At 48.3% G+C, this 21,655-nt stretch carries 20 protein-coding genes; 8 read left to right on the forward strand and 12 right to left on the reverse strand.

Annotated features, from left to right (window positions below; genetic code table 11):
- The coding region (locus tag HMPREF0650_RS10850) for an ATP-binding protein (RefSeq protein ID WP_004350743.1) at positions 1–759 on the reverse strand (759 nt) is incomplete at its 3' end.
- Between the two features lie 639 nt (positions 760–1,398).
- Positions 1,399–2,541 (reverse strand): TlpA family protein disulfide reductase, encoded by a 1,143-nt coding sequence (locus HMPREF0650_RS10855; protein WP_162013136.1) that lies wholly within the window; start codon positions 2,539–2,541, stop codon positions 1,399–1,401.
- Positions 2,542–3,132: 591 nt separating this feature from the next.
- Between HMPREF0650_RS10855 and HMPREF0650_RS10865 the strand changes: the two genes are divergently transcribed.
- The 3 genes from HMPREF0650_RS10865 to HMPREF0650_RS10875 all read left to right on the forward strand — a co-directional run bounded on the left by HMPREF0650_RS10865 (position 3,133) and on the right by HMPREF0650_RS10875 (position 6,047).
- Positions 3,133–4,284 carry a DNA polymerase III subunit gene (locus HMPREF0650_RS10865; protein ID WP_004350746.1) on the forward strand — a complete coding sequence of 384 codons (1,152 nt, stop codon included), beginning with the start codon at positions 3,133–3,135 and terminating at the stop codon, positions 4,282–4,284.
- 83 nt (positions 4,285–4,367) lie between these two features.
- Complete coding sequence (locus tag HMPREF0650_RS10870) at positions 4,368–5,585, forward strand: PSP1 domain-containing protein (protein ID WP_040563237.1); 1,218 nt, start codon at positions 4,368–4,370, stop codon at positions 5,583–5,585.
- A gap of 6 nt (positions 5,586–5,591) precedes the next feature.
- Positions 5,592–6,047: a gliding motility lipoprotein GldH gene (locus HMPREF0650_RS10875; RefSeq protein WP_004350749.1), complete on the forward strand. Its 456-nt coding sequence runs from the start codon at positions 5,592–5,594 to the stop codon at positions 6,045–6,047.
- A gap of 30 nt (positions 6,048–6,077) precedes the next feature.
- Here the strand turns inward: HMPREF0650_RS10875 and rodA are convergent, their stop codons facing one another.
- The 7 genes from rodA to HMPREF0650_RS10910 form a co-directional block, all read right to left on the reverse strand.
- Entirely contained in the window at positions 6,078–7,547 is a 1,470-nt protein-coding gene (rodA, locus tag HMPREF0650_RS10880) for a rod shape-determining protein RodA (protein WP_040563238.1), read from the reverse strand.
- Positions 7,528–9,378 (reverse strand): penicillin-binding protein 2, encoded by a 1,851-nt coding sequence (mrdA, locus tag HMPREF0650_RS10885; RefSeq protein WP_004350752.1) that lies wholly within the window; start codon positions 9,376–9,378, stop codon positions 7,528–7,530. Before mrdA ends, rodA begins: the two co-directional genes overlap by 20 nt.
- A gap of 29 nt (positions 9,379–9,407) precedes the next feature.
- On the reverse strand, positions 9,408–9,908 hold the full coding sequence (gene mreD, locus HMPREF0650_RS10890) for a rod shape-determining protein MreD (RefSeq protein WP_004350753.1): 501 nt from the start codon (positions 9,906–9,908) through the stop codon (positions 9,408–9,410).
- A gap of 11 nt (positions 9,909–9,919) precedes the next feature.
- Positions 9,920–10,783 (reverse strand): rod shape-determining protein MreC, encoded by an 864-nt coding sequence (gene mreC / locus HMPREF0650_RS10895; RefSeq protein ID WP_004350754.1) that lies wholly within the window; start codon positions 10,781–10,783, stop codon positions 9,920–9,922.
- Between the two features lie 38 nt (positions 10,784–10,821).
- Positions 10,822–11,844: a rod shape-determining protein gene (locus HMPREF0650_RS10900; RefSeq protein ID WP_004350755.1), complete on the reverse strand. Its 1,023-nt coding sequence runs from the start codon at positions 11,842–11,844 to the stop codon at positions 10,822–10,824.
- Positions 11,845–11,913: 69 nt separating this feature from the next.
- Positions 11,914–12,507 carry an MGS-like protein gene (locus HMPREF0650_RS10905; protein WP_004350757.1) on the reverse strand — a complete coding sequence of 198 codons (594 nt, stop codon included), beginning with the start codon at positions 12,505–12,507 and terminating at the stop codon, positions 11,914–11,916.
- Positions 12,508–13,093: 586 nt separating this feature from the next.
- Positions 13,094–15,241: a M3 family metallopeptidase gene (locus HMPREF0650_RS10910; RefSeq protein ID WP_004350760.1), complete on the reverse strand. Its 2,148-nt coding sequence runs from the start codon at positions 15,239–15,241 to the stop codon at positions 13,094–13,096.
- Positions 15,242–15,564: 323 nt separating this feature from the next.
- Between HMPREF0650_RS10910 and porT the strand changes: the two genes are divergently transcribed.
- Positions 15,565–16,311, forward strand: coding sequence for a type IX secretion/gliding motility protein PorT/SprT (gene porT, locus HMPREF0650_RS10915; protein WP_004350761.1), 747 nt, complete (start codon positions 15,565–15,567; stop codon positions 16,309–16,311).
- A 94-nt stretch (positions 16,312–16,405) separates the two neighbouring features.
- Here the strand turns inward: porT and HMPREF0650_RS10920 are convergent, their stop codons facing one another.
- Together HMPREF0650_RS10920 and HMPREF0650_RS10925 are read right to left on the reverse strand one after the other, a co-directional pair.
- Positions 16,406–17,254 (reverse strand): bifunctional metallophosphatase/5'-nucleotidase, encoded by an 849-nt coding sequence (locus HMPREF0650_RS10920; protein ID WP_040563248.1) that lies wholly within the window; start codon positions 17,252–17,254, stop codon positions 16,406–16,408.
- A 32-nt stretch (positions 17,255–17,286) separates the two neighbouring features.
- Positions 17,287–18,051, reverse strand: coding sequence for a 5'-nucleotidase C-terminal domain-containing protein (locus tag HMPREF0650_RS10925; RefSeq protein ID WP_004350764.1), 765 nt, complete (start codon positions 18,049–18,051; stop codon positions 17,287–17,289).
- A 324-nt stretch (positions 18,052–18,375) separates the two neighbouring features.
- On the opposite strand from HMPREF0650_RS10925, the gene HMPREF0650_RS10930 reads away from it, so the two are divergent.
- From HMPREF0650_RS10930 to rplS, 4 genes are all read left to right on the forward strand, one after another.
- The gene (locus HMPREF0650_RS10930; protein ID WP_004350766.1) at positions 18,376–18,954 is read left to right on the forward strand and encodes an anthranilate synthase component II; all 579 of its coding nucleotides are present in this window, start codon (positions 18,376–18,378) and stop codon (positions 18,952–18,954) included.
- Positions 18,951–19,928 (forward strand): aminodeoxychorismate synthase component I, encoded by a 978-nt coding sequence (locus HMPREF0650_RS10935; protein WP_040563240.1) that lies wholly within the window; start codon positions 18,951–18,953, stop codon positions 19,926–19,928. The genes HMPREF0650_RS10930 and HMPREF0650_RS10935 overlap by 4 nt, the downstream gene beginning before the upstream one ends.
- Positions 19,925–20,512, forward strand: coding sequence for an aminotransferase class IV (locus tag HMPREF0650_RS10940; RefSeq protein ID WP_004350771.1), 588 nt, complete (start codon positions 19,925–19,927; stop codon positions 20,510–20,512). The genes HMPREF0650_RS10935 and HMPREF0650_RS10940 overlap by 4 nt, the downstream gene beginning before the upstream one ends.
- Before the next feature lie 247 nt (positions 20,513–20,759).
- Positions 20,760–21,119, forward strand: a complete 360-nt coding sequence (rplS, locus tag HMPREF0650_RS10945; RefSeq protein ID WP_004350775.1) for a 50S ribosomal protein L19 — start codon at positions 20,760–20,762, stop codon at positions 21,117–21,119.
- Positions 21,120–21,244: 125 nt separating this feature from the next.
- On the opposite strand, the gene HMPREF0650_RS10950 is transcribed toward rplS, so the two are convergent.
- Positions 21,245–21,553 carry a hypothetical protein gene (locus HMPREF0650_RS10950; protein WP_004350777.1) on the reverse strand — a complete coding sequence of 103 codons (309 nt, stop codon included), beginning with the start codon at positions 21,551–21,553 and terminating at the stop codon, positions 21,245–21,247.
- Between the last annotated feature and the right edge of the window lie 102 nt (positions 21,554–21,655).

Below are 21,655 nucleotides of genomic sequence, written 5' to 3' on the forward strand. Positions count from 1 at the left end.
TCCAAGATATAGGCGTATGGTATCTATCGAAATGCTACTATGCTTAACACTTTTGAATGTGTCTGCTATTTTTGGTGGATTGGTCAATCCACCAACACAGGAAGCCATAATATCCACCAGTTCTGCAAGGTCGCTGTCCTGACGCACATCATAGCGTTCTTTAATGTCACGCAAATAGGTATGCTCCATCTGCTGCTCCAGATAGTTAACCTTCTTTTCTATGTCTTGCTCAAGCACTACCTGAGGCAAGCCACCATACAGCATATATTCGCGAATTAGTTCTTGTGAATAGTTTCCGCGAAAATCTGCCACTTCTTTGAAAGTCAGTGGGCGCACGTGTATTTCATCGCCACGGCCACGGAACTCTGTAATGACATCCTTCGACAGAAACTTCGCATTCGAGCCTGTCACAAACACGTCAACATTGCTGATGCTAAGAAATGAGTTCAAGACATCTTCAAACTCACTGACCATCTGTACCTCATCCAGCATCACATAATAGTGACCATCTGATGACAGACGGCTGTTTATGTACTGCAGTAGGACATCCGGATCTCTCAAACTTTTATTCAGACGGTTTTCAAGATTTACTCCTATGATATGATCTTCCTTTACCCCATGCTCAAGCAGATAGTTTTTGAAAAGTGTAAATAGCAGATATGACTTACCGCATCTGCGCATACCTGTTATCACCTTTATTAAACCATTGCCACAACTGTGAATAAGTTGATTCAGATACTTATCTCTGCTTATATCCATATTCTCTACTCTTTTATTTTGTGTAAATACACATTTTTAACGACTACAAACATACGTTTTTCTCTACATTCATACAAGTTTTACAAGAATAATCCTTATTCCTAAAACACATTTTTAACTAAAAGGCTTTCAATATATATGCTTTTGGATAAATAGCTGTCCTTTACCATTGGCAGATTGGTTCAGTAAATTCTTGCCTGTGGAGTAGGGAAGTGTTTTGACCCACCACTTGACCCACAAAAAATCATAGGAGATTGGAACTTTCATTGTCAATAGATAAATATATTTTCAAATCATGTCATTAAATAACTATTAATCAGTAAGTTATGAAACATATTGATAATGATGTTTAATGATATTGTATAAATGTCTTTATCCCTCTCTATCCTGTCCCAGGGAAAGTGGTCGGCCAGCTTGACCCAACGGTTGGATTTGCTCAATCCCAAAAGTGTCTCCTGAAATTCAAACAGGTCGTGACTGCGATTTTGTGATTAGTATTTCACCTCGATTCTTGAATGTTTTAACATCCAAAGGTAGTCATTTTGGGCGAATTGACCAAACTTTACACAACATAAATAGTTAATTGTCAGATAGTTATAGTTAATTAGTAGACCCTAATTAGTTGAAAAACGTCTGGCACTATTCTTTGTCAGAGGTTATGATTTGGCCCAACTCCTGATAGAACGTCTCCACCTCGCCCAAATAAGTTTTCAATATCTTCCCATCGGGACCTATCAGCACCTTATAAGGATAGCCTTTCACTCTATATGCGGTCTCGACCTTCGCATCGCCGTCTCTCACCTGCGGCCACGGCAACTGGTATTTCTTCAAAGCCTGTTTCCATTTTTCGGCTTTGTCGTTGCAATCGATGCCCACAAACTCAATGCGGTCGCCGTATTGGGCATAGCATTCTTTCATTTTGGGAAATCCCTTGATGCACCATGTGCACCATGAGCCCCAGAAGTCCAGCAGCACATATTTACCCTGCAGGGAACTGAGCGTGAGCGTATCGCCTTGTGGCGTGGGGAGGGAAAAATCGGGGGCCATCGCGCCTACTTTAGCCGTATCGGCTACTTCTTTCCGAGCTTTCCTCATCACGGCCATCCGTTCAAAGGCTTCCTGCCACATATCCAAATATCCTTTGAAACGACCGTTGCGCACTGCGGGACTAAGCTTCCGTATGACCGGAACCACACGGTCCATATTCACGTCAAGCACCAAAGTCGCCGTGGCGTCCTCGTCGGGATGCTGTACGATGTACTCCTCGACCACAGAGTGCCTGCGCCGATTGATGTCACGGTTGGCGGCTTTGCGTATGCTGTCGAGCCGAACGGCATTGTCACCGGCAGCCACTCCCGCCTCATACTCTTTTTTGGCGATGCCAAATTCCTTGTGGAAAGGCCTTCCCACGTCCGTCACTTTGGCGTACTGGTGATAGAATGCGCTGCCCGAAATGCGGACGCTATACTCGTCGATGAAATCTCCTTCTATGTTGACAAATTCGTTGGGGACAAAGAAAAAGTACATGACCTTTTGGGGACTGGATTTCAACCGAAGACTCCCTTGGTAGGCCTTGTCTATATAAAGCGAAAAATTAAAATGGCCGTTGTTGACGGGCATAGCAAAATTGATGATCTTCTTGTCTGGATTTCGCTCTACATACTCCACGAGGATGGAGTCGTTTCCAACATCGGTCAGTGCGCCGCTCATCGTAAAATTGCTCTGTGCCGAGGCCCCTGACGAATACAGCCACGTTGCCACCGACAAAATAAAGAATTTCAATTTACATGCTCTTTTCATCTTATTGGGATTTAAAGTTGTTTTCCAATGTTTCGGCAAGCAGCCTCATTCACGACAAAATTCGGTAAAATAGTTGATTTGTCAAAGTGTTTTCGTTCTGCTTCTTTCATGTTTTAACACCCAAAGGTAGTCACTTTTGGTGAATTACACCAATATTACGATATTTATATCAAAAAGATAGATTCAACTTCAAAATGCTTCTCATCCCGCACGCGAGGGATGGCAAGTCTGGCTTCTTGTATTATGCTCGCAACTACCTGAAATCCAACACGTTGACAAAAATCCAGAAACCGTCTTTCAATAGCATGGAGATTGGAGGGCAAAGGCATGAAGATTGGCGGGTAAAGTCAACGGGTTTAGCAGGTAAAGGCATGGAGATTGAAATCCATCGCCCTTGTGTTAGATGATGAGGGCAACTGACGGGAGCGGAACATCTGATGGCATGCTTGGCCTGGAAGTGACAAATAATCGGCAGGGCAAAGCATAATTCATGAATTTTTTACTAACTTTGCAAACAGATGGCTCGAGCTGGAAAGGCAGCTGGCAACGGCCCACAACAACGATTTTGAAACAGTGAAATTCAGCGAAGTAATCGGACAGGAAGACGCTCAGGCGCGCCTTTTACAGCTGGTGCGCGAGAACCGTGTGCCCCATGCCATCATGCTTTGCGGCCCGTACGGCAGTGGCAAGCTGGCCTTGGCCTTGGCTTTCGCCTCCTATTTGCTGGGCGAACGCAACGAAGAGGGGCAGTCGGTGCTGAACAACGACCATGCCGTGACCAATGCCGAGGCCATGCTGCGCAACTGGGAGCATCCCGATTTGCACTTCACCTTCCCCGTGATTCGCCCAACAGGCACCTCGTCTGACCACAAGATGGTGAGCGACGACTTTGGCAGGGAATGGCGAACGCTGCTCAAAGAAGGCGCCTATTTCAGCATGGATCAATGGCTCGACCGCATGAAGGCCACCACGCAGCAAGCCCAAATATTTGAGGCAGAGAGCGATGAGCTGACCCGCAAGCTGAGCTTGAAATCGAGTCAGGGCGGTTATAAAATCTCCCTCATCTGGCTGCCCGAGCGCATGAATCAGGTTTGTGCCAACAAACTGCTCAAGCTACTGGAAGAGCCGCCGCTGCAAACCCTGTTCATCCTGGTGTGCGAGGAGCCCGAAAAACTGCTCGAAACCATCCGAAGCCGCGTGCAACGCATTGACGTGAGGCGCATTGACGACCAGGCCATTGAGCAGGCGTTGGTAGAAAAACGCGGACTGGAAGCCGACATGGCGCACCGCATAGCACGCACGGCCAACGGCAACTGGCTGAAAGCACTGGAAACGCTGGATGCTGACAACGAGAACAGACAGTTTCTGGAAACCTTCAAACAACTGATGCGACTGGCGTACATGCGCAACGTGAAGGAACTGAAGAAATGGACAGAGGGCGTTGCCGGCTACGGACGAGAGAAGCAGCGGCGCATGCTGGACTACTTCAGCAGAATGGTTCGCGAAAACTTTATGTACAACTTCCGTCTGCCCGAGCTGAACTATATGACGATGGAAGAGGAGGATTTTGCCAAGAACTTCGCCCGATTCATCAACGAAGCCAACGTCATGGAGATTGAAGAACTGTTCGCCTCGGCACGAAGAGACATCGGGCAAAACGCCAATGCAAAGATTGTTTTCTTTAACATGGTGTTGGAAATGATTGTTCTGCTCATCAAAAAATAACAATATATACAAGAATGTCGTCCACGAGAAGGCACACCGCCGACAATCGTGACAGCGGCATTCTCCCACTCAACTTTTACACAATGGATTACAAAAATATGAAATTCAAGATAGCCAACGGGTGTGACAGAGGCCTCTGCCGACACTCGTGTGGCCGCCAAGACAAGCAGTTGAACACCTATGACTGGCTGGCCGACATCCCAGGAAACAACCTGACGACCGACTTGGTGGAGGTTCAGTTCAAGAATACCCGAAAGGGATATTTCCACAACGTGAACGGGTTAGACCTGAAAAAGGGCGACATCGTGGCCGTAGAAGCCAGTCCGGGACACGACATTGGCGTGGTGACGCTCACCGGGAGCCTGGTGAAGCTGCAAATCAAGAAGGCCAATTTGAGGTCGCAAGATGAGATTAAACGCATCTACCGCATCGCCAAAGAGGTGGACATGGAGAAATACAGGGAGGCGAAGGCTCGCGAACACGACACCATGATACAGAGTAGAAAGATTGCGAAGGACCTTGGTCTGCAAATGAAGATAGGCGACGTGGAGTATCAGGGCGACGGCAACAAGGCCATCTTCTACTATATTGCCGACGAACGCGTTGACTTCAGGCAGCTCATCAAAGTGCTGGCCGAAACCTTCCACGTGCGCATTGAGATGAAACAAATTGGTGCCCGGCAGGAAGCAGGGCGCATTGGCGGCACCGGACCGTGTGGACGAGAGCTTTGTTGCGCCACCTGGATGAAGAATTTTGTATCGGTCAGCACCAATTCGGCGCGCATCCAAGACATCTCGTTGAACCCACAAAAGTTGGCCGGAATGTGCGCCAAACTGAAATGCTGCCTCAACTATGAGGCCGACGACTATCTGGAAGCCAGCCGGAAGCTGCCCAGCAGGGAGATTGTGTTGCACACGGCGGACAAGGATTATTATCATTTCAAGGCAGACATCCTCACAGGGATGGTGACCTACTCTACCGAAAAAAACGCTGCCGTGGACCTCGAGACGATTGATATCCAACGCATCCAGGAAATCATCGAGATGAACAAGCGGGGCGAAAAGCCGGCTTCGCTCTTGAATGATGGGCAGAAGAAAGAAGAACACAAGCCTAAAGATTTGCTTGCCGGTGCTGACATCAGCAGGTTTGACAAAAACAAAAACCGAAAGAAAAGGCCCAACACGGAGGCTTCAGATGGCAATGCAAGACGGGCAAACAATAACAATCGGCGCAGAAACAACCAAAACCGCAGGCCGAGAACGGCCCGAAAAGACAATCAAGAACGTCAGGCAGATAATTGATAGGACATGAGAAAGTTGGGGGTAGCACTCATCCTTTGCATCCTTTTTGCAGCTTGCAACGAAAAAAAAGTGTATGACACCTTTCGTCATACACCCCTGGCAGGCTGGGAAAAGAATGACAGTCTGGCGTTTGATGTGCCCAAGTTGAAAACCTCGGGACGCTACCAATCGGCGCTGGCCCTGCGAATCAACAACGAATATCCTTTCATGGGACTCACGCTCATCGTTGAGCAAACCGTTCATCCGGCGCATACCAAATACGTCGACACGCTCAATTGCGCGCTCATTGGGGCCAATGGGGTGCCCAAGGGACAAGGAATTGGCTACTATCAATATGCGTTTGACATCACTTCTATGGACTTACACGAAGGTGATTCGCTGCACATCAGCGTGCGTCATGACATGAAAAGAGAGATTTTACCAGGCATCAGCAACGTGGGAGTGAGCCTGACGAAACGGTAAACGGTTTGGCGCTTTTGAGAAATTGGTAGCTTAGGTGTGCACCAAGTTGCGCCCCGCGTCTATCCTGAGGAAGATGAATAACAGGAGGGTGAAGCCCCAAAGCGACGAACCGCCATAACTGAAAAACGGCAACGGAATGCCGATGACAGGCGTAAGTCCCAACACCATGCCCACATTGATGAAGACATGGAACAGAAAAATGCTGGCCACACAATAGCCATAGATGCGCCCAAAAGCAAACGGTTGGCGTTCGGCCAGCTTGATGAGTCGCAAGATTAACGCCAAGAAAAGCACCAACACGCCGGCAGAACCAATGAATCCTTCTTCCTCTCCCACCGTACAAAAGATGAAATCGGTATCTTGTTCGGGTACAAACTTCAGCTTGGTTTGGGTTCCATTGAGGAATCCTTTCCCCCTTAGTCCGCCCGCACCAATGGCAATCTCACTCTGATGGACGTTATAACCCGCACCGGCCACATCTTCTTCCAACCCCAACAGCACGGTGATGCGCACACGTTGGTGCGGTTTCATCACGTTATTGAGCACATAGTCGGCCGAATAGAAGAACACGATGGAACCAACAGCAAACAAGGCGATGTAGAGATAACTCCTCATTTGGCTGGCCAGCCAACAATAAGTCAGATAACCAATCAACACGAAGGACACGATGAGCTGCACCCAAATCACGTCAAAAGGAAGCACAAACTGCGCAAAAAGCAGCGATAGAGCGGTAACTCCCAAGCAAACCAACAAGATAAAACGGGCTTGCCGCTTATCCTTACAATAGAGATACACCATCGAAGCCGAGAATACCTGAACCAACAACAGCACCATAAACTTGCCCGCAGAAACGGGTAGCGACCACAATGCGGTATCCTCATACTTGATACCTAACACGAAATAAATCACCATTGCCACGCCTGTAAACAACACACTGCCTGGCATTCCCTCGCGATAGAACATCAGGAAGAACGATAAATAAACCAAGGCAGAACCTGTTTCTTTCTGCGCAATGATGAAGAGCATGGGCAACAGGACGATGCCAATGGCGATGGCAAAGTCTTTCCATTGATGAATGTCAAAGCCATAGCGCCCCATGAACTTCGACACGGCCAACGCTGTTGCAAACTTCGCAAATTCTGCGGGCTGCAATCTAATCGGTCCCAGCACCAACCATGAGCGCGAACCCTTGATGTCATGCGGATTGAAGATGGTGGCAAAGAGCAGCACGAGGAATGCGACATAGATGATGTACGAGAACATATCGTAGAATCTATCATCGAGTAAAACCAGCACCATGCCTAAGAAGACGGAGGTGGCAATCCACACAATCTGCATACCCGACCGCGTACTGAGGCTGAAAATATCGGTGTCGCCGTAGGTGTAGCTGGCTCCACACACACTGAGCCACCCAAAGATGAGCAGCGCCATGTAGATGAGAATGGTCCACCAGTCAAGTGAACGAAACACTCCAGAGGGTTTATCGGTTACTCGAGCCATATCCTATTCTACGATTTTGCATTGTTTTTGCTTTCGCTTCCGATGCCGGAGAAAGCGATCCTTTAATATATTGTTCCATCATGAGAGAACCGATTGGCACACCAAAATCGGCTCCAAATCCTCCATTCTCCACATAAACGGCGATGGCTATCTTTGGATTGTTCATCGGAGCAAAGCCCATGAAGACCGAATGGTCGTGTCCCCGATTCTGCGCCGTACCTGTCTTTCCGCACACAGCATAATCAGCTCGGTTGGCTGCTCGGCAGGTTCCGCGCTCAACAGCCGAACGCATTCCCGCCACAACATAATCGTATGCCCGCTTGTTGGCCTTGGTGTAATGGCGGCGAGTGAACAGGGTATCGAGCGGTTCGCCTTGCACTTTTCGCACCACATGAGGCACATGATAGTAGCCTCGGTTAGCAATGGTTGCCCCAAGATTGGCAATTTGCAAGGGAGTGAGGTTCACTTCTCCCTGTCCAATGGAGATACTAATGATGGTCAAGCCATTCCATGAACCATGATAGGCTTTGTCATAGAAAGCCGAATTGGGTATCAATCCGCGCTTTTCACTTGGCAAATCGATGCCAAGTTTATAGCCAAAGCCCATACTCACCATGTAGTCGCGCCAAGTGTCCATGGCGGTTTGCACGTTCTTGTATTTGCGTCGGTTGCCTATCATATAGTACAATCCCCAACAGAAATAAGCGTTGCACGACGTACTGATGGCCGGTACCAGCGCTAGGGGTGAGGCATGACCGTGACAACCCACGTGAAGTCCGCGGTAATAGAATCCGCGATGGCAGGCGAATGGCGTGGAAGGAGAGATGATTCCCTCTGAGAGATAGGTCAAAGCCTGGGTGGTTTTGAAGGTTGACCCCGGTGGATACTGTCCCATGATGCTGCGGTTCAGCAGCGGTTTCCATTGGTTTCGCTGCAACGCATGATGAACTTTCCCCCTTTTCTTCCCCACCATCCAACGCGGATCGTAGGTGGGTGACGACACCATGCACAGCACTTCGCCCGTGGAAGGCTCAATGGCAACGATGCTTCCTATCTTGCCTTGCAGCAATCTCTCACCCAACGCTTGCAGATTAAGGTCGAGAGATAGGGTGAGGTTCTTGCCCGGAATGGGCTTGGTATCAAGCTCGCCGTTTTGATAACTCCCCTGAACTTTGCCATGTACGTCACGCAACAAAATCTGAACACCCTTCTGTCCACGCAGCTGTTTCTCGTAAGAACGCTCCACACCCAGCTTTCCTATATAGTCGCCAGCCTGGTAATAGTCATCGCCTTCGATGTCACTTGGCGAAACCTCGGCCACATCTCCCAACACATGTGCTGCGTAAGGATATTGATATTGCCGAATGCTTCGCTTCTGAACATAGAACCCCGGAAAGCGATACATCTTCTCTTGAAACACGCTGAACTCTTTGTCGCTCAACTGACTCATGAAGAGTTGTTGCGTAAAACGCGAATAACCGGGGTTTTTGTTTCTATCCTTAATCTCGGTCATGCGCGCTTTAAAAAAGTCTTTGGTAATGCCCAAGGCTTCACAAAACTCGAGGGTGTCAATCCTGTTTTTCTGCTCATTCATCACCACCATGATGTCGTAAGCAGGCTGGTTGTACACCATGAGTTTGCCATGGCGATCGGTAATGATGCCACGAGAGGGATAATCTATCTTTTTGAGGAAGGCGTTACTGTCGGCATTCTTCTTATAATCATCGCTTAACAACTGCAAGGTAAACAGACGAATGATATAGATGACCACAATCACGATGGCCACCCCGGCTATGACATATCTACGTTTTTCAAGATTATAATCCTTCATTCATCCGCAACAAAAGCCTCATCAACCCACTAACTCTTCCGCATGTTTTCTAAAGTGAGCAGCAATATCAATGTCAGTACCGTGCTGCCGACCACGCATTTGAGCCATTGCATCCAGTTGAAGAAGCTGAAAGCCTCGAGCGTGAAAAAGACAATGCAGTACAAAAACACCAGCAACAAGGCATAATTTAAAAACGATGCCACGCCCAACGACCGCATAGACGGCTGCAAATCATCAGCACTCTCGCGCGGCAAGAACAACATCAGCACGTAAGGTTGCAGCAAACCGATGAACGTCATGCTGGCTGCGGCCAAGCCTGGGGTGTTTGAAAAGATGTCAACACATACCCCCCCCAAGAATCCGCAACACAAGATTGCCCACTTAGGGAAGTTGCGTCGGAAGAGCAACATGACGTAAACATACAGCAAAGGGGTGGCGAAACCAAAGAGATGGATATGGTTGAACACCAACACTTGCAGCAACAAGAGCAGGACAAAGAATGATATTCCTTTCAACATGTCTATACTCATATCCAATAACTTTAATTATCTTTCACTTCCATCGAATCACGCGCAGCCCTCATCACCTCAATTCGCTCCTTCATCAGCGTGTTGTCAATGACTGAAACATCGCGCAATGTGGCGAAATCGGTGGCGAGCTGAACACACAACCGATACGAAACGCCATCAGGAGAGTTGTAAACATGCAAAATCTTTCCCACCAAAATGCCAGGCGGGAAGACCGATGAGTAACCACTGGTTACGATGTTTTCGTGCAATTTGAAGCGTGCGTGCCGTGGAATGTCATCCAAGAAGGCCTGATCGGTGGAGCCTCCCTGCCAGTTGAGAAAACCAAAATAGTCGCGATTCTCAATCTTGCAACTCACATTCGACTTTGTGTTGAGCAGCGGAATCACGACGGCATAGTGTGACGAAACCAAATATACAATCCCCACAACGCCTGTCCCACTGACCACACCCATGTCTTTTCGCACACCGTCAACCGACCCCTTATCAATAGTAATGAGGTTGTTGGCATCCTTCAAAGAGTTGCTCACCACCTTGGCAGGAATCTGCTTAAACTGGGACAACTGCTGGGTAACATCGGCCTTGACATAAGATGAATCCTTCGTCACAGCCGTCAGCTTCTCTGAAAGCTCCACAACTTTTTGCTCTAAAGCCAGATTTCGTTGGGTCAAATGCTGGTTGACCGTGGCCAATGAGAAGAATTTTTCCAGTTGCGAACTCCACTCATAAACCTTTCCCGTCACGACATTCGCGGACGAGAACCACACGCTGTTCTGGTAACTGTTGTACCTGAACAGCAAGGTAAAACTGATAGCTTCAAGCAATATAAAAACAAACCAATGGTGGTGTTTTGCAAGAAACTCAATGAGATTCCGCATGCATACAATTGATTTTCAGTGTCACAAACCCTTAACCGTTATCTCATCAAGAACGAGAAACGGTCTACATTCTTCAAAGCGATGCCTGCTCCCTTTGCCACACTGTGCAATGGATCTTCTGCAATGTGGAAAGGAATGTTGATTTTGTCAGTCAATCGCCTGTCAAGTCCGCGCAGCAAAGCACCGCCACCACTGAGATAGATGCCATTTTTCACAATGTCTGCGTACAACTCAGGCGGTGTTGCCTCCAAAGCAGACAGCACGGCATTCTCTATTTTGGCAATGGTTTTATCCAGACAGTGCGCTATTTCTTGATAGCAAACAGGCACCTCCATCGGCAAAGCCGTGATGCGATTTGGTCCATGAACAACATAATCTTCAGGAGCCTCTTCGCCCAAATCGGTCAGCGCAGAGCCAACGTGAATCTTGATACGTTCTGCCATTCGCTCACTCACCTTGACATTGTGCTGCCTACTCATGTATTCCTGGATGTCGGCCGTTAAGTCATCACCGGCCGTACGAATGGAGTTGTTCGACACGATGCCGCCCAACGAAATCACGGCAATCTCGGTACTACCGCCACCGATGTCCACAATCATGTTGCCTTCCGGTGCCTCAACGTCGATACCGATACCAATGGCGGCCGCCATCGGTTCGAAAATCAGGTACACATCACGACCGTCTGCATGTTCGGCCGAGTCGCGTACGGCGCGAAGCTCCACCTCGGTGCTGCCCGAAGGAACCCCGATGACCATGCGAAGTGACGTTGAGAACAAGCGTCTACCAGGCCTCACCATCTTGATTAAGCCACGCATCATCTGCTCGCAAGCCGTAAAGTCGGCGATTACTCCGTCGCGCAGCGGACGAATGGTGCGAATGTTGTCGTGCGTCTTCTCGTACATCAACTTCGCCTTCTCACCCACGGCAATCATCTTGTCGGTGCGACGATCCAGTGCAACAACCGACGGTTCGTCAACCACAATCTTGTCATCACTGATGATGATGGTGTTGGCGGTACCCAAGTCCATTGCTATTTCTTGGATAAAAGAAAAAAATCCCATATCTGTTTATGTTTTATTTTTAGGCCTAAATGCCGACACGGAGCCACCCCCTGCCAGCCTATATCATCTTTATTTTGCAAACCATTGGTGGATAGCCGTGTCGTAGTGGCTGCTCACCCCAAAGGCACGCTCGGCAAACTGCTTTCTCTCTTCGAGCGTAGTCTGTGCGCCATTCTTTTCAAGAATGTCCTGCAACATGCCGTATTCGTTCTTGCTGGGCACGATAACCACATCGTTGAAGTTTTTAGCACCAGCGCGAATCAGCGAGATACCCCCAATGTCAATCTTCTCAATGATTTCTTGTTCTGAAGCACCACTGGCCACTGTCTCCTCGAAAGGATAAAGGTCAACCACCACCAAGTCGATTGCCGGGATGTCATATTGCTGCATCTGCGCACGGTCGCCCTCGTTTTCACGACGGGCAAGAATGCCACCGAACACCTTGGGGTGCAACGTCTTGACGCGTCCACCCAAGATAGATGGATAAGAAGTCACGCTCTCCACCGTTTGACATTCGTAGCCTAACGACTCGATAAACCGTTGTGTGCCACCTGTTGAAAGGAATTTTACGCCCTCAGAATGCAGCTTTGCCAACAGTGCCTCCAATCCATCTTTGTGAAAGACGGAAACCAACGCTGTTTTAATTTGTTTTACTCCAGCCATATTTTTATGTGTATTTGGCCACAAAGTTACGAAAAACCCTTGAATGAACCGCATCAATGATTGTAAAAAACGTTATTTTACATAGAATACGCACGGTACTTTCAATGAAAAAGGTTTTTTGATGTGAAATTGAAATTCTTGATTAGAAAAAAGGTTATGCGAATCCTTGGTGCAACCCTACGCTGCACGCCCTATTCGCCACATTTCACCCATGGGTCGCCCAAGTATTTGGGGTGAAATTTCAAACTCCATGACTTTGGAGCGCAAACCCATTGTATTTGGATGCCAAACCCAATGACTTTGGACGCTAAACTCAATGACATTGGCGGGCAATCTACATGCTTTTAAAGAACTATTCTAAACGCCTGGGAAACAAGAGAATACAAGTATGGAATTTGGGAGCGAGGCATGAGGAAAGTTCTGCGTGATTGTTTTCCGCCACAAGTCAGTTTATCATAAAAACACGTTGCCCCATCTTGTTTCACTTGGCAGTATCGATGGGCCTGAAAAATCGGCCACCAGCCAGGAAAACAAGATGAGGCAACGCTCAAATTGAAAATCTAATCAATAGTCAGACGAAGACCTATCAAAGTCCACGAGCCTTCAACAAGGCCTTGGCATCCGGTGCCTTCAAGCCTGTAAAGTCGCAGAACATCTGCATCAGGTCGCCCGTGTTGCCTCGGCTGAGCACCTTGTCACGGAAAGCCTGACCTACCTCTGGTTTCAATGCGCCATGCGTATTGAAGTAGTCGGCCACGTTAACAGCGAGCACTTCCGACCACAGATAGCTGTAATAGCCAGCCGCATAGCCGCCACCCCACACATGGTTGAAGTACGAAGTAGAATAGCGTGGAGGAATCTGAACGTTGTAAAGCCCAATTCCTTGGAGCGCCTTTGTTTCAAACTCGCCAGCCTTATCGGCCGCAGGGATTTGCGATGAAGGCATGTTGTGCCAAGCCAAATCCAGACAGGTGGCTGCCAGGTTCTCGCCCAGGGCGTAGGCAGAATGGAATTGAAGTGAGTTGAGCATCTTCTGTTTCAACTCTTCCGGCATGGCCTTTTGGGTCTTATAATGCTTGGCGAAGTTAGCGAACACTTCGGGAATGACGGCAAACGACTCATTAAACTGTGAGGGCATCTCTACGAAGTCGCGTGTCACGGCTGTTCCACTCAACGTGTTGTACTTACAATTCGAGAGCATTCCGTGCAGTGCATGGCCAAACTCGTGGAACATGGTGGTTGCCTCATCCCAAGTAAGCAACGTGGGTTGTCCCTCCGGAGCCTTGGCAAAGTTGCACACATTATATATAATAGGCAACTGGTTGCGCAGCTTGCTTTGCTTGGCAAACGAGCTCATCCATGCGCCACCACGCTTGGTTGGTCGGCGGAAATAGTCAACATAGAACAATGCCAGTTGCTTGCCATCCTTGTCCATCACGTCAAATACCTTCATGTCCTTGTGGTAGGTAGGCAGGTCGGTACGCTCTTTGAAAGAAAGTCCGTAAGCCTTGTTGGCGGCAAAGAACACGCCATTAACCAGCACAGAGTCGAGGTTGAAATAGGGTTTCACCTCATCTTCCGAGAAGTTGAACTGCTCTTTCTTCATCTTAGCCGAATAATAGAACCGGTCGTAAGGCTGCAATTTGAAATCAGTTCCCATGGTTTTCTGCGCATACGCCTCGATGGCGCGCGTTTCCTCATCGGCCTTTGGCGTATAAGCACCAATCAACTGCTTGAGGAAAGCGTTCAAATTGTCCATATTTTTCGCCATGGTATTGTCCAGCGAGTAAGCCGCATAATTTTTGAATCCCATCAGTTCGGCCTTCTCAGCGCGCAACTTTGCCATCTCAACGATGATGGGGAAGGTGTTGAAATCTCCCGTTCCGTCGGCACGATGAATAGAAGCATTGAACACACGCTCGCGCAATGCACGGTTTTCAAGGCTTGCCAAGATGGGCTGTTGCGTGGTGTTGGTAATCACGATGCAGTAAGGCGCCTTGCCATCACGGCTCTCAGCGTCTTTCTTGCACTGTGCGATATCCGCCTCACTCAGTCCGGCCAGGTCTTCAACCTTGTCCACCCAAATGGCCGCTTCGTTGGTAGCTTTTGGCAACATGTTACCAAAATCCTGCTGCAATTTGGCTATTTTGTTGTTGATTTCCTCCATGCGTTTTTTCTTATCTGCTGGCAACAAAGCCCCAGAACGCACGAAATTCTTATACACTTCCTCCAACAACTTTTTGTCTTCGCCTTGCAATTTATCGTATTCGTGATCGTAAACATATTTGATTCGGTCGAAGAACGGTTGGTTGAACGATATCTCGTTGTCGAAATCGGTGAGCAAAGGCACAGCCTCGTTCTCTACTTTTTCCAGCTCAGGGGTCTTGTCTGCACTGGTAAGTCCGAAGAAGATACTGGTTACTCGGTCGAGCAACACCCCACTCTTTTCGTAGGCCAGAATGGTGTTCTCGAATGTCGCCGAGTCTTTGTTGTCCACAATGGCCTTGATGGCCTCACGCTGTTCTTCGATTCCAGCTTTCATCGCTGGCAAAAAATGTTCGGTTTTGATTTTACTAAAATCAGGCGCGCCAAATGGTAGCGTGCTCTCTTTCATCAAAGGGTTGTTGTCCAAATCGGCTCCTTTCTTGTCTGTGCAGCCCGTTAGTGTGGTTGCACACAGGGCCGCGCAAAGCATTGTAATTCCTAAAAAAGATTTTCTAAAATAATGACACATAGTTTTTATGATTTTGGTTACATTCTTTCTACACTGATGGTGTGGGCAAATAGGTTGACATTGAGCCACCTATTTCTCCGCTTCACCGTTTGCTATGCCATCACAAGCCCCTGCTGAATGGTGAGAAAGCTCAGCGAAGAGCTTCGCCAGGTTTAGGCTTCAAACTGGATGACATGTCAACAAAAATAAGCATATTTTTCGAGATAACTATAAGATTGACACTTTTTTCAAAACTATTAAGAACTTTGTGTTTCTGTTTTTTATCTACAAAACCCAACACGTCCGAGGCAATATCCGCCGAAAAATAGCGTTAATGATACATCATGAAGAAGGTTTTTCACATCCTGCTGTTAGTGCTATGCGCGATGGTTGCCTATGCACAGCCCGACCGAAGGGTGCAAAATCGGCCCTATACCGACCTGCGCCCGTTCCATTTCGGCGTGCTGCTGGGCACTCATTTTCAGGACATTGAGTTCAATAACGTTGGCACACAGCACATTACTCACGAGGATGGCTCGACGAGCGAAGCACTCATTACGACCGATCAAGACCGCTGGGACGCAGGTTTAACGGTGGGCGTGCTGGGCGAATTCAGACTGAGTACCAACTTTCAGTTCCGCATCGCCCCTGCCATGTACTTCGGTAATCGCCACCTGACGTTTCACAATTTCAACAAACAGGATGCGAATGGGCAGCCCATCGAAGAGCGACAAGATATCAAGACGGCGTACATCTCTACCGCACTCGACTTGATTTTCGCCGCACCTCGCTTCAACAACCATCGTCCTTACCTCATGGCTGGCGTGAATCCCATGGTGAATTTGAGTGGCAACAGTGACCAATACGTTGCCTTGAAGCGATATGAAACATTCGCAGAGGTTGGAGTTGGCTGCGATTTCTACCTACCTTATTTCAAATTAAGACCCGAATTGAAGTTTTTATTTGGCCTGACCAACAGCTACGATGCCAAGCATGCGGATGGGTTGAAGGACAAAAACATGATTCCGTATGCCAAATCCGCGGATCGATCTCGGTCCAAAATGATTGTGCTCACCTTCTATTTTGAATAAAAAAAAGCGGTCTGCAATCCTTCCGGCACATCATCAGTGCCACGGATTGCAAACCGCTATTTGATATCAAGGCGCTGCTTCGGCGCCTTTTTCCTTATTTTTTCTTGGCGAAAGAGAGTTTCAGTTTACCTACAAAAACGGCGTTTTTGCCGTTCTGATCGACGGGAATCTCTTTTCCATCCAGGTTCTTTGCGTACATCAGGGTCTTGAAATAGGAGTGCGAATGACCGCCCAAGACTAAGTCGATGTACCGCGAACCAGCAATCATAGCTTTTTCTCCTTCGCTGCCATCCAACCATCCCAAGTGTGAAATACAAATCACCAGGTCGCATTTCTTGTCGCGCTTGAGCATCAGAGCCGTATCGTGAGCCGTCTTCACAGGGTCCAAATACCGCACTCCCTTGCATTTCTGGGCATCAACCAGTCCATCCAAAGCCGGCGAAAGACCGAAGACACCTATCTTAATGCCTTTGCGCTTGATGATTAAGTAAGGCTTGACCAGACCTTCACAAGGCGTTCCCGTGAAATCGTAGTTGGTGCAGACAATGGGAAACCGCAGGTTCCGGAGGATAAAAGCGAGGTTTTCCATGCCGAAATCAAACTCATGGTTGCCAATCGTACCCGCATCATAGCCCATCCTGTTCATCAGCTTCAACTCCACTTCACCTTTGTAAAGGGTGTAATAAGGTGAACCTTGACTAAAGTCACCGCTATCGAACAGCAACAAATCGGGGTCTTTCTTCCGCTCTTGCTTCAACATCTCGATGCGGCGAATGAATCCACCTCGACCCGCCAACATCGTGTCGGCCAAATTGGGATTCAAGGGATAAATGCAACTATGCGTGTCGTTGGTGTGCAGAATGGTCAAGGTTTTGTCTTGCGCCGCCATGGGCATCACGGCCATCATGAGCAACGCTATGGTTACAAACAGGTATCTCTTCATTTGTTTTTTCTCCTTCTTTTTGATGGTCAAATCTATTCTATGACTATTCTTCCTTCTATCTTCGCATCTACTTCCTCATGCTTTGCCGCCTGTTGTTTGAAGTAGTCGATGATGATGAAGCGCACGTTGTTCTCGTGAACCTGTGGCGACACCACATCCGTTTTGTGCTTGAAGGCCACGAGTTTGTCATTGCCCTGTGCGAGATAGTCCAAGGTTGCGATGCGATATTTGGCGTCTGGATTTATTTCTTTCCCGTTAATCAAGGCCGATTTAAGTCGTCCATCCTTGGTAATCACCAACCGAACCTCGCGGCTCACGCCTTCACCACCCACGCTAGCCATCTGCTCAAAGAGCTGAAGAACTTGCGCTCCGGTGAGCGTAAGCAGGCAAAGCTTGTTCTCAAAGGGCGCCACATCCACCACATCACCAATGGTTACGTCGCCCTTGACCAATGCCGCACGGATGCCACCCATATTGTAAACGGCAAAATCGGGTGCATCGTTGGCTTTCTTTGCGCCCCACACCAGGATGTCGGACAACAAGTTTGACAGCGTGCTTTCAGGTCGTTTCACACTCATGTCACGAGCCACTCGCCCCACAACTGGTCCCATGAGGCTGTCAATATCTTCTTTATAAGGTCGCATCAGCATCTCAACAACCTTATCATGCGTGGCATCATAGCGCTGGTCTACCACGATACGCGTGCGCTGAACACTCGTCAGCTGGTACTGATGTACGCACGACGCACACACCATGCACATGCCGATGCACGCTCCTACTATTCGTTTTTGCATCATACAAAATATTGTTTTTATTGTACAAAGATAGTTAAAGCATTCGCATCTATCCTTTCCACCTGCAATCTTATAATATAATTTAACACCCATCGAACACAACAGGTAATTATTTAGCAAAAAAGAACCAAGACTTTTTTAATGAAAGAGCCGTGCCATGGCCTCACAATAGAAAAACAACAGCCCATGATGGTGGCGTTCTTTTGTTTTTTATTATCTTTGCACCATCCGTGCAGCATGATGTAGGGTGGTACTGTTTACTTCTCCATATCCTATCTTCCATAGGAATCCCAATGCGAGCCTTTTCATCAACCCACAAATGTATATATGACAATGTGTACCCTCATCATTGACAATTACGATTCGTTTACCTACAACCTCTTTCACCTTTTACGGGCAGCAGCACCTGAAAACGAGCGGTTTGAGGTGCAGAAGAACGATGCAATCTCACTTTCCTCCCTACTGCGATACCGCCATATCGTGGCCTCCCCCGGCCCCGGGCTGCCTTCAGAGGCGGGCTTTCTGCCTAAAATATTCCCTGTCATAGAGGGCAAGGTGCCCTATCTTGGCGTGTGTCTGGGCCACCAAGCCTTGGCGGAAGCCTACGGGGCAAAGTTGTACCAGCTGCCACACCCCGTGCACGGCGGCACCTCACAAGTGAGGGTTAACGACACATCACCGCTCTTCAAGCATCTTGCGCAGGAAACAACAGTGGCACGCTATCACTCATGGGCAGTGGAAAAGGAGAGCCTGCCTCATTGCCTTGAGGTCGTCTCAGAGACCAGTGACGGCATGGTCATGGCTTTGCAACACCGGCACGCCTCGCTGTTTGGTGTCCAGTTCCACCCCGAATCGTTCATGACACCTTGCGGATTGCAAATGCTCCAAAACTTCTATAACTTATGAAAATGACCTCGCCCCACACTGCTGCCAGACAGATGAACCGCTGCGCGGCAGCCCATACACCTTTTCTCTTTGCGTTCGACTTTGAGCTTGAAAACGCCATATTCATGGAAAATCCGCTTGAACAGCAAGACATTCTCTTCCGGACACCTTTAGGAGGCAACAGCACCGTGAAGCGAAAAGACATAGATACACGCCTCACCGCTCACCCCATGAGTCTTGAGGCCTATCAACAACGCTTCGACACCATAAGCCATGGCTTGCACAGAGGCGACTCGTTCCTTGCCAATCTCACCGTGCAAACACCAATTGCCTGCAACGCCTCGATGCTTGACATCTTCGAAACGTCGCGAGCCCCGTACTGCCTCCTTGTACCAGAGCACTTCGTTTGCTTCTCGCCAGAAATCTTTGTGCGTATCGAGGGCAACACCATCTCCACCTACCCGATGAAGGGAACAATAGATGCCGCATTGCCAAATGCCAGGGAGACCATACTCAATGATCCGAAAGAAACGGCAGAGCATGTTACGGTGGTAGACCTGCTTCGCAATGATTTGGGACTGAATGCCAACGAGGTAGAGGTTGCACGATTCAGATATATCGACCAGATAGATACACCCCAACGCTCCATCCTGCAGGTAAGCAGCGAGATAAAAGGAACGCTCAGCAATGACTGGCAGGCGAAACTGGGCGACATCATCCTCTCAATGCTTCCCGCAGGCTCTGTCTCAGGTGCGCCAAAGACGGCCACCATCCACCTTATCCACAAAGCAGAGCAGGGGCAAAAGCGTGGCTTCTACACGGGCGTGTTTGGATATTACGATGGCGAGCGGCTCGACAGTGGCGTGCTCATTCGTTATATAGAGAAGGTGCAGGGCAAATTCTACTTCCGCAGTGGTGGCGGCATCACCGTAAACAGCAACTGCCTGTCAGAGTATAACGAAACAATAGAAAAGATCTACCTCCCCGCGACATGATACAATTCCTTGAGACAATCCGCCTTGTGGACGGAGTCCTGCAACAGCTCGATTTGCACCAACAACGTGTTGACCGCACGCTAAAGGCACACTACGGCACAAGAATAAATCTCTCCCGCATCAAGATACCGCATACCTGCCACAAAGGTGTCTACAAATGCAGGGTGGTATACGATACGGAAATACGGGAAATAGACTTTCAGCCTTATACCCTCAGACCCCGCAAAATGGTAAAGGTTGTCAATGGCGATGACATTGACTATCCATACAAGTATGCCGACCGTACACCCATCAACACCTTATGGCACGGAGCACAGGCAGACGATGTCATCATCCTCAAGAACGGGCTCCTCACCGACAGCGCGTATGCCAACATCATCCTGCAAAACGACGACGGACTATTCACCCCTACCCGTCCGCTCCTCTGTGGGACGATGCGCCAACGTCTGCTTGACGAGCAGGCTATCCTCACCAGGGATATCGGTGCGGACCAACTCTCAGATTACCAATACATCCACTTCGTCAATGCCATGCAACCTTTGGGATGCCAGCCTCCAATGGCTGTAAAAGACCTTGTTTGGTAAAAAGGGGAAGGCAATGGCGCAACCATCCGAAATAGGCCGTCATGCAGATGAAAATAATAAATTTCCGAAAGCTGTCTGTGCCAACAACAGACATCTGTGCTACGCTGCGATAAAAATAGCAATAATGTTTGTGAGTATGGGATATTTGTCGTAACTTTGCACCGCTTTTCGGCATAACCGCTGGCAGTAGAAGAGTTGCTCGCCATGTTGTGTTGGAACGACAAACAATATTTAATGACCAAATACAATGGATTTAATTAAAGTTGCTGAAGAAGCATTTGCAACCGGCAATGAGTTTCCAGAGTTCAAAGCTGGAGATACTATTACTGTCGCTTACAAAATCGTCGAGGGAGCCAAGCAGCGTATTCAGCTCTACCGTGGTGTTGTCATCAAGATTTCAGGACATGGCACCAAGAAGCGTTTCACCGTTCGCAAGATGTCTGGTACAGTAGGCGTTGAGCGTATTTTCCCTATCGAGTCACCCAACATCGACTCTATTGAAGTGAACAAACGCGGTAAGGTACGTCGTGCTAAGCTGTACTATCTGCGTGGCCTTACAGGTAAGAGGGCTCGCATTCAGGAAAGAAGAACGGTTACAAACAAGTAACACGCAGTCTTTTCAGACTTCAGAACATATAAAAAGAGGTTTAATGAGCGAAATCATTAAACCTCTTTTTATATATCTACCACCTGATGCAAAAGACGCAGTTCCCTGTCATCATCCTATCAATCTCAACCATGACGAAGGCGTTTGGAATGGTCTTCGCCCTCCAAGTCACCATTGTTTTCGCCATGCAAAGCCTGCTTAAAATCGTCCCAACTCTGGAATCCAGCAAACAAAGCCAGCACATCCAATGTAGCCTTGGACGGTTTTTCTTTCATGCTAACATGCTTCCACACGCCCTTGAGCGCACTCTCCGTCATGCTTAACCCACGATTGGAGAACAATCGGGCCAGCTTTTCAAAATCAGAAGATAATGTGATTTTCTTACCAATCGTACCTTCCACTTCTTGCAGAAGGAGTTTAAAATCGTCTAACATTCGCTGATGAACATCCCTATTTTGACATGTCTTGTCACCGATTGACCTGTTGAAACCTGTGCTTTTCAACCCATCAATTGTTAACACGACACAAAAGTACTG

Source organism: Hoylesella buccalis ATCC 35310 (assembly GCF_000177075.1).
GTDB classification, from domain to species: domain Bacteria; phylum Bacteroidota; class Bacteroidia; order Bacteroidales; family Bacteroidaceae; genus Prevotella; species Prevotella buccalis.

Coding starts and splice junctions, on each gene's coding strand:
- HMPREF0650_RS10870 (WP_040563237.1), top strand. CDS start 4,368: ATGGATTACAAAAATATGAAATTCAAGATAGCCAACGGGTGTGACAGA.
- HMPREF0650_RS10875 (WP_004350749.1), top strand. CDS start 5,592: ATGAGAAAGTTGGGGGTAGCACTCATCCTTTGCATCCTTTTTGCAGCT.
- rodA (WP_040563238.1), bottom strand. CDS start 7,547: ATGGCTCGAGTAACCGATAAACCCTCTGGAGTGTTTCGTTCACTTGAC.
- mrdA (WP_004350752.1), bottom strand. CDS start 9,378: ATGAAGGATTATAATCTTGAAAAACGTAGATATGTCATAGCCGGGGTG.
- mreD (WP_004350753.1), bottom strand. CDS start 9,908: ATGAGTATAGACATGTTGAAAGGAATATCATTCTTTGTCCTGCTCTTG.
- mreC (WP_004350754.1), bottom strand. CDS start 10,783: ATGCGGAATCTCATTGAGTTTCTTGCAAAACACCACCATTGGTTTGTT.
- HMPREF0650_RS10900 (WP_004350755.1), bottom strand. CDS start 11,844: ATGGGATTTTTTTCTTTTATCCAAGAAATAGCAATGGACTTGGGTACC.
- HMPREF0650_RS10905 (WP_004350757.1), bottom strand. CDS start 12,507: ATGGCTGGAGTAAAACAAATTAAAACAGCGTTGGTTTCCGTCTTTCAC.
- HMPREF0650_RS10910 (WP_004350760.1), bottom strand. CDS start 15,241: ATGTGTCATTATTTTAGAAAATCTTTTTTAGGAATTACAATGCTTTGC.
- porT (WP_004350761.1), top strand. CDS start 15,565: ATGAAGAAGGTTTTTCACATCCTGCTGTTAGTGCTATGCGCGATGGTT.
- HMPREF0650_RS10920 (WP_040563248.1), bottom strand. CDS start 17,254: ATGAAGAGATACCTGTTTGTAACCATAGCGTTGCTCATGATGGCCGTG.
- HMPREF0650_RS10925 (WP_004350764.1), bottom strand. CDS start 18,051: ATGATGCAAAAACGAATAGTAGGAGCGTGCATCGGCATGTGCATGGTG.
- HMPREF0650_RS10930 (WP_004350766.1), top strand. CDS start 18,376: ATGACAATGTGTACCCTCATCATTGACAATTACGATTCGTTTACCTAC.
- HMPREF0650_RS10935 (WP_040563240.1), top strand. CDS start 18,951: ATGAAAATGACCTCGCCCCACACTGCTGCCAGACAGATGAACCGCTGC.
- HMPREF0650_RS10940 (WP_004350771.1), top strand. CDS start 19,925: ATGATACAATTCCTTGAGACAATCCGCCTTGTGGACGGAGTCCTGCAA.
- rplS (WP_004350775.1), top strand. CDS start 20,760: ATGGATTTAATTAAAGTTGCTGAAGAAGCATTTGCAACCGGCAATGAG.
- HMPREF0650_RS10950 (WP_004350777.1), bottom strand. CDS start 21,553: ATGTTAGACGATTTTAAACTCCTTCTGCAAGAAGTGGAAGGTACGATT.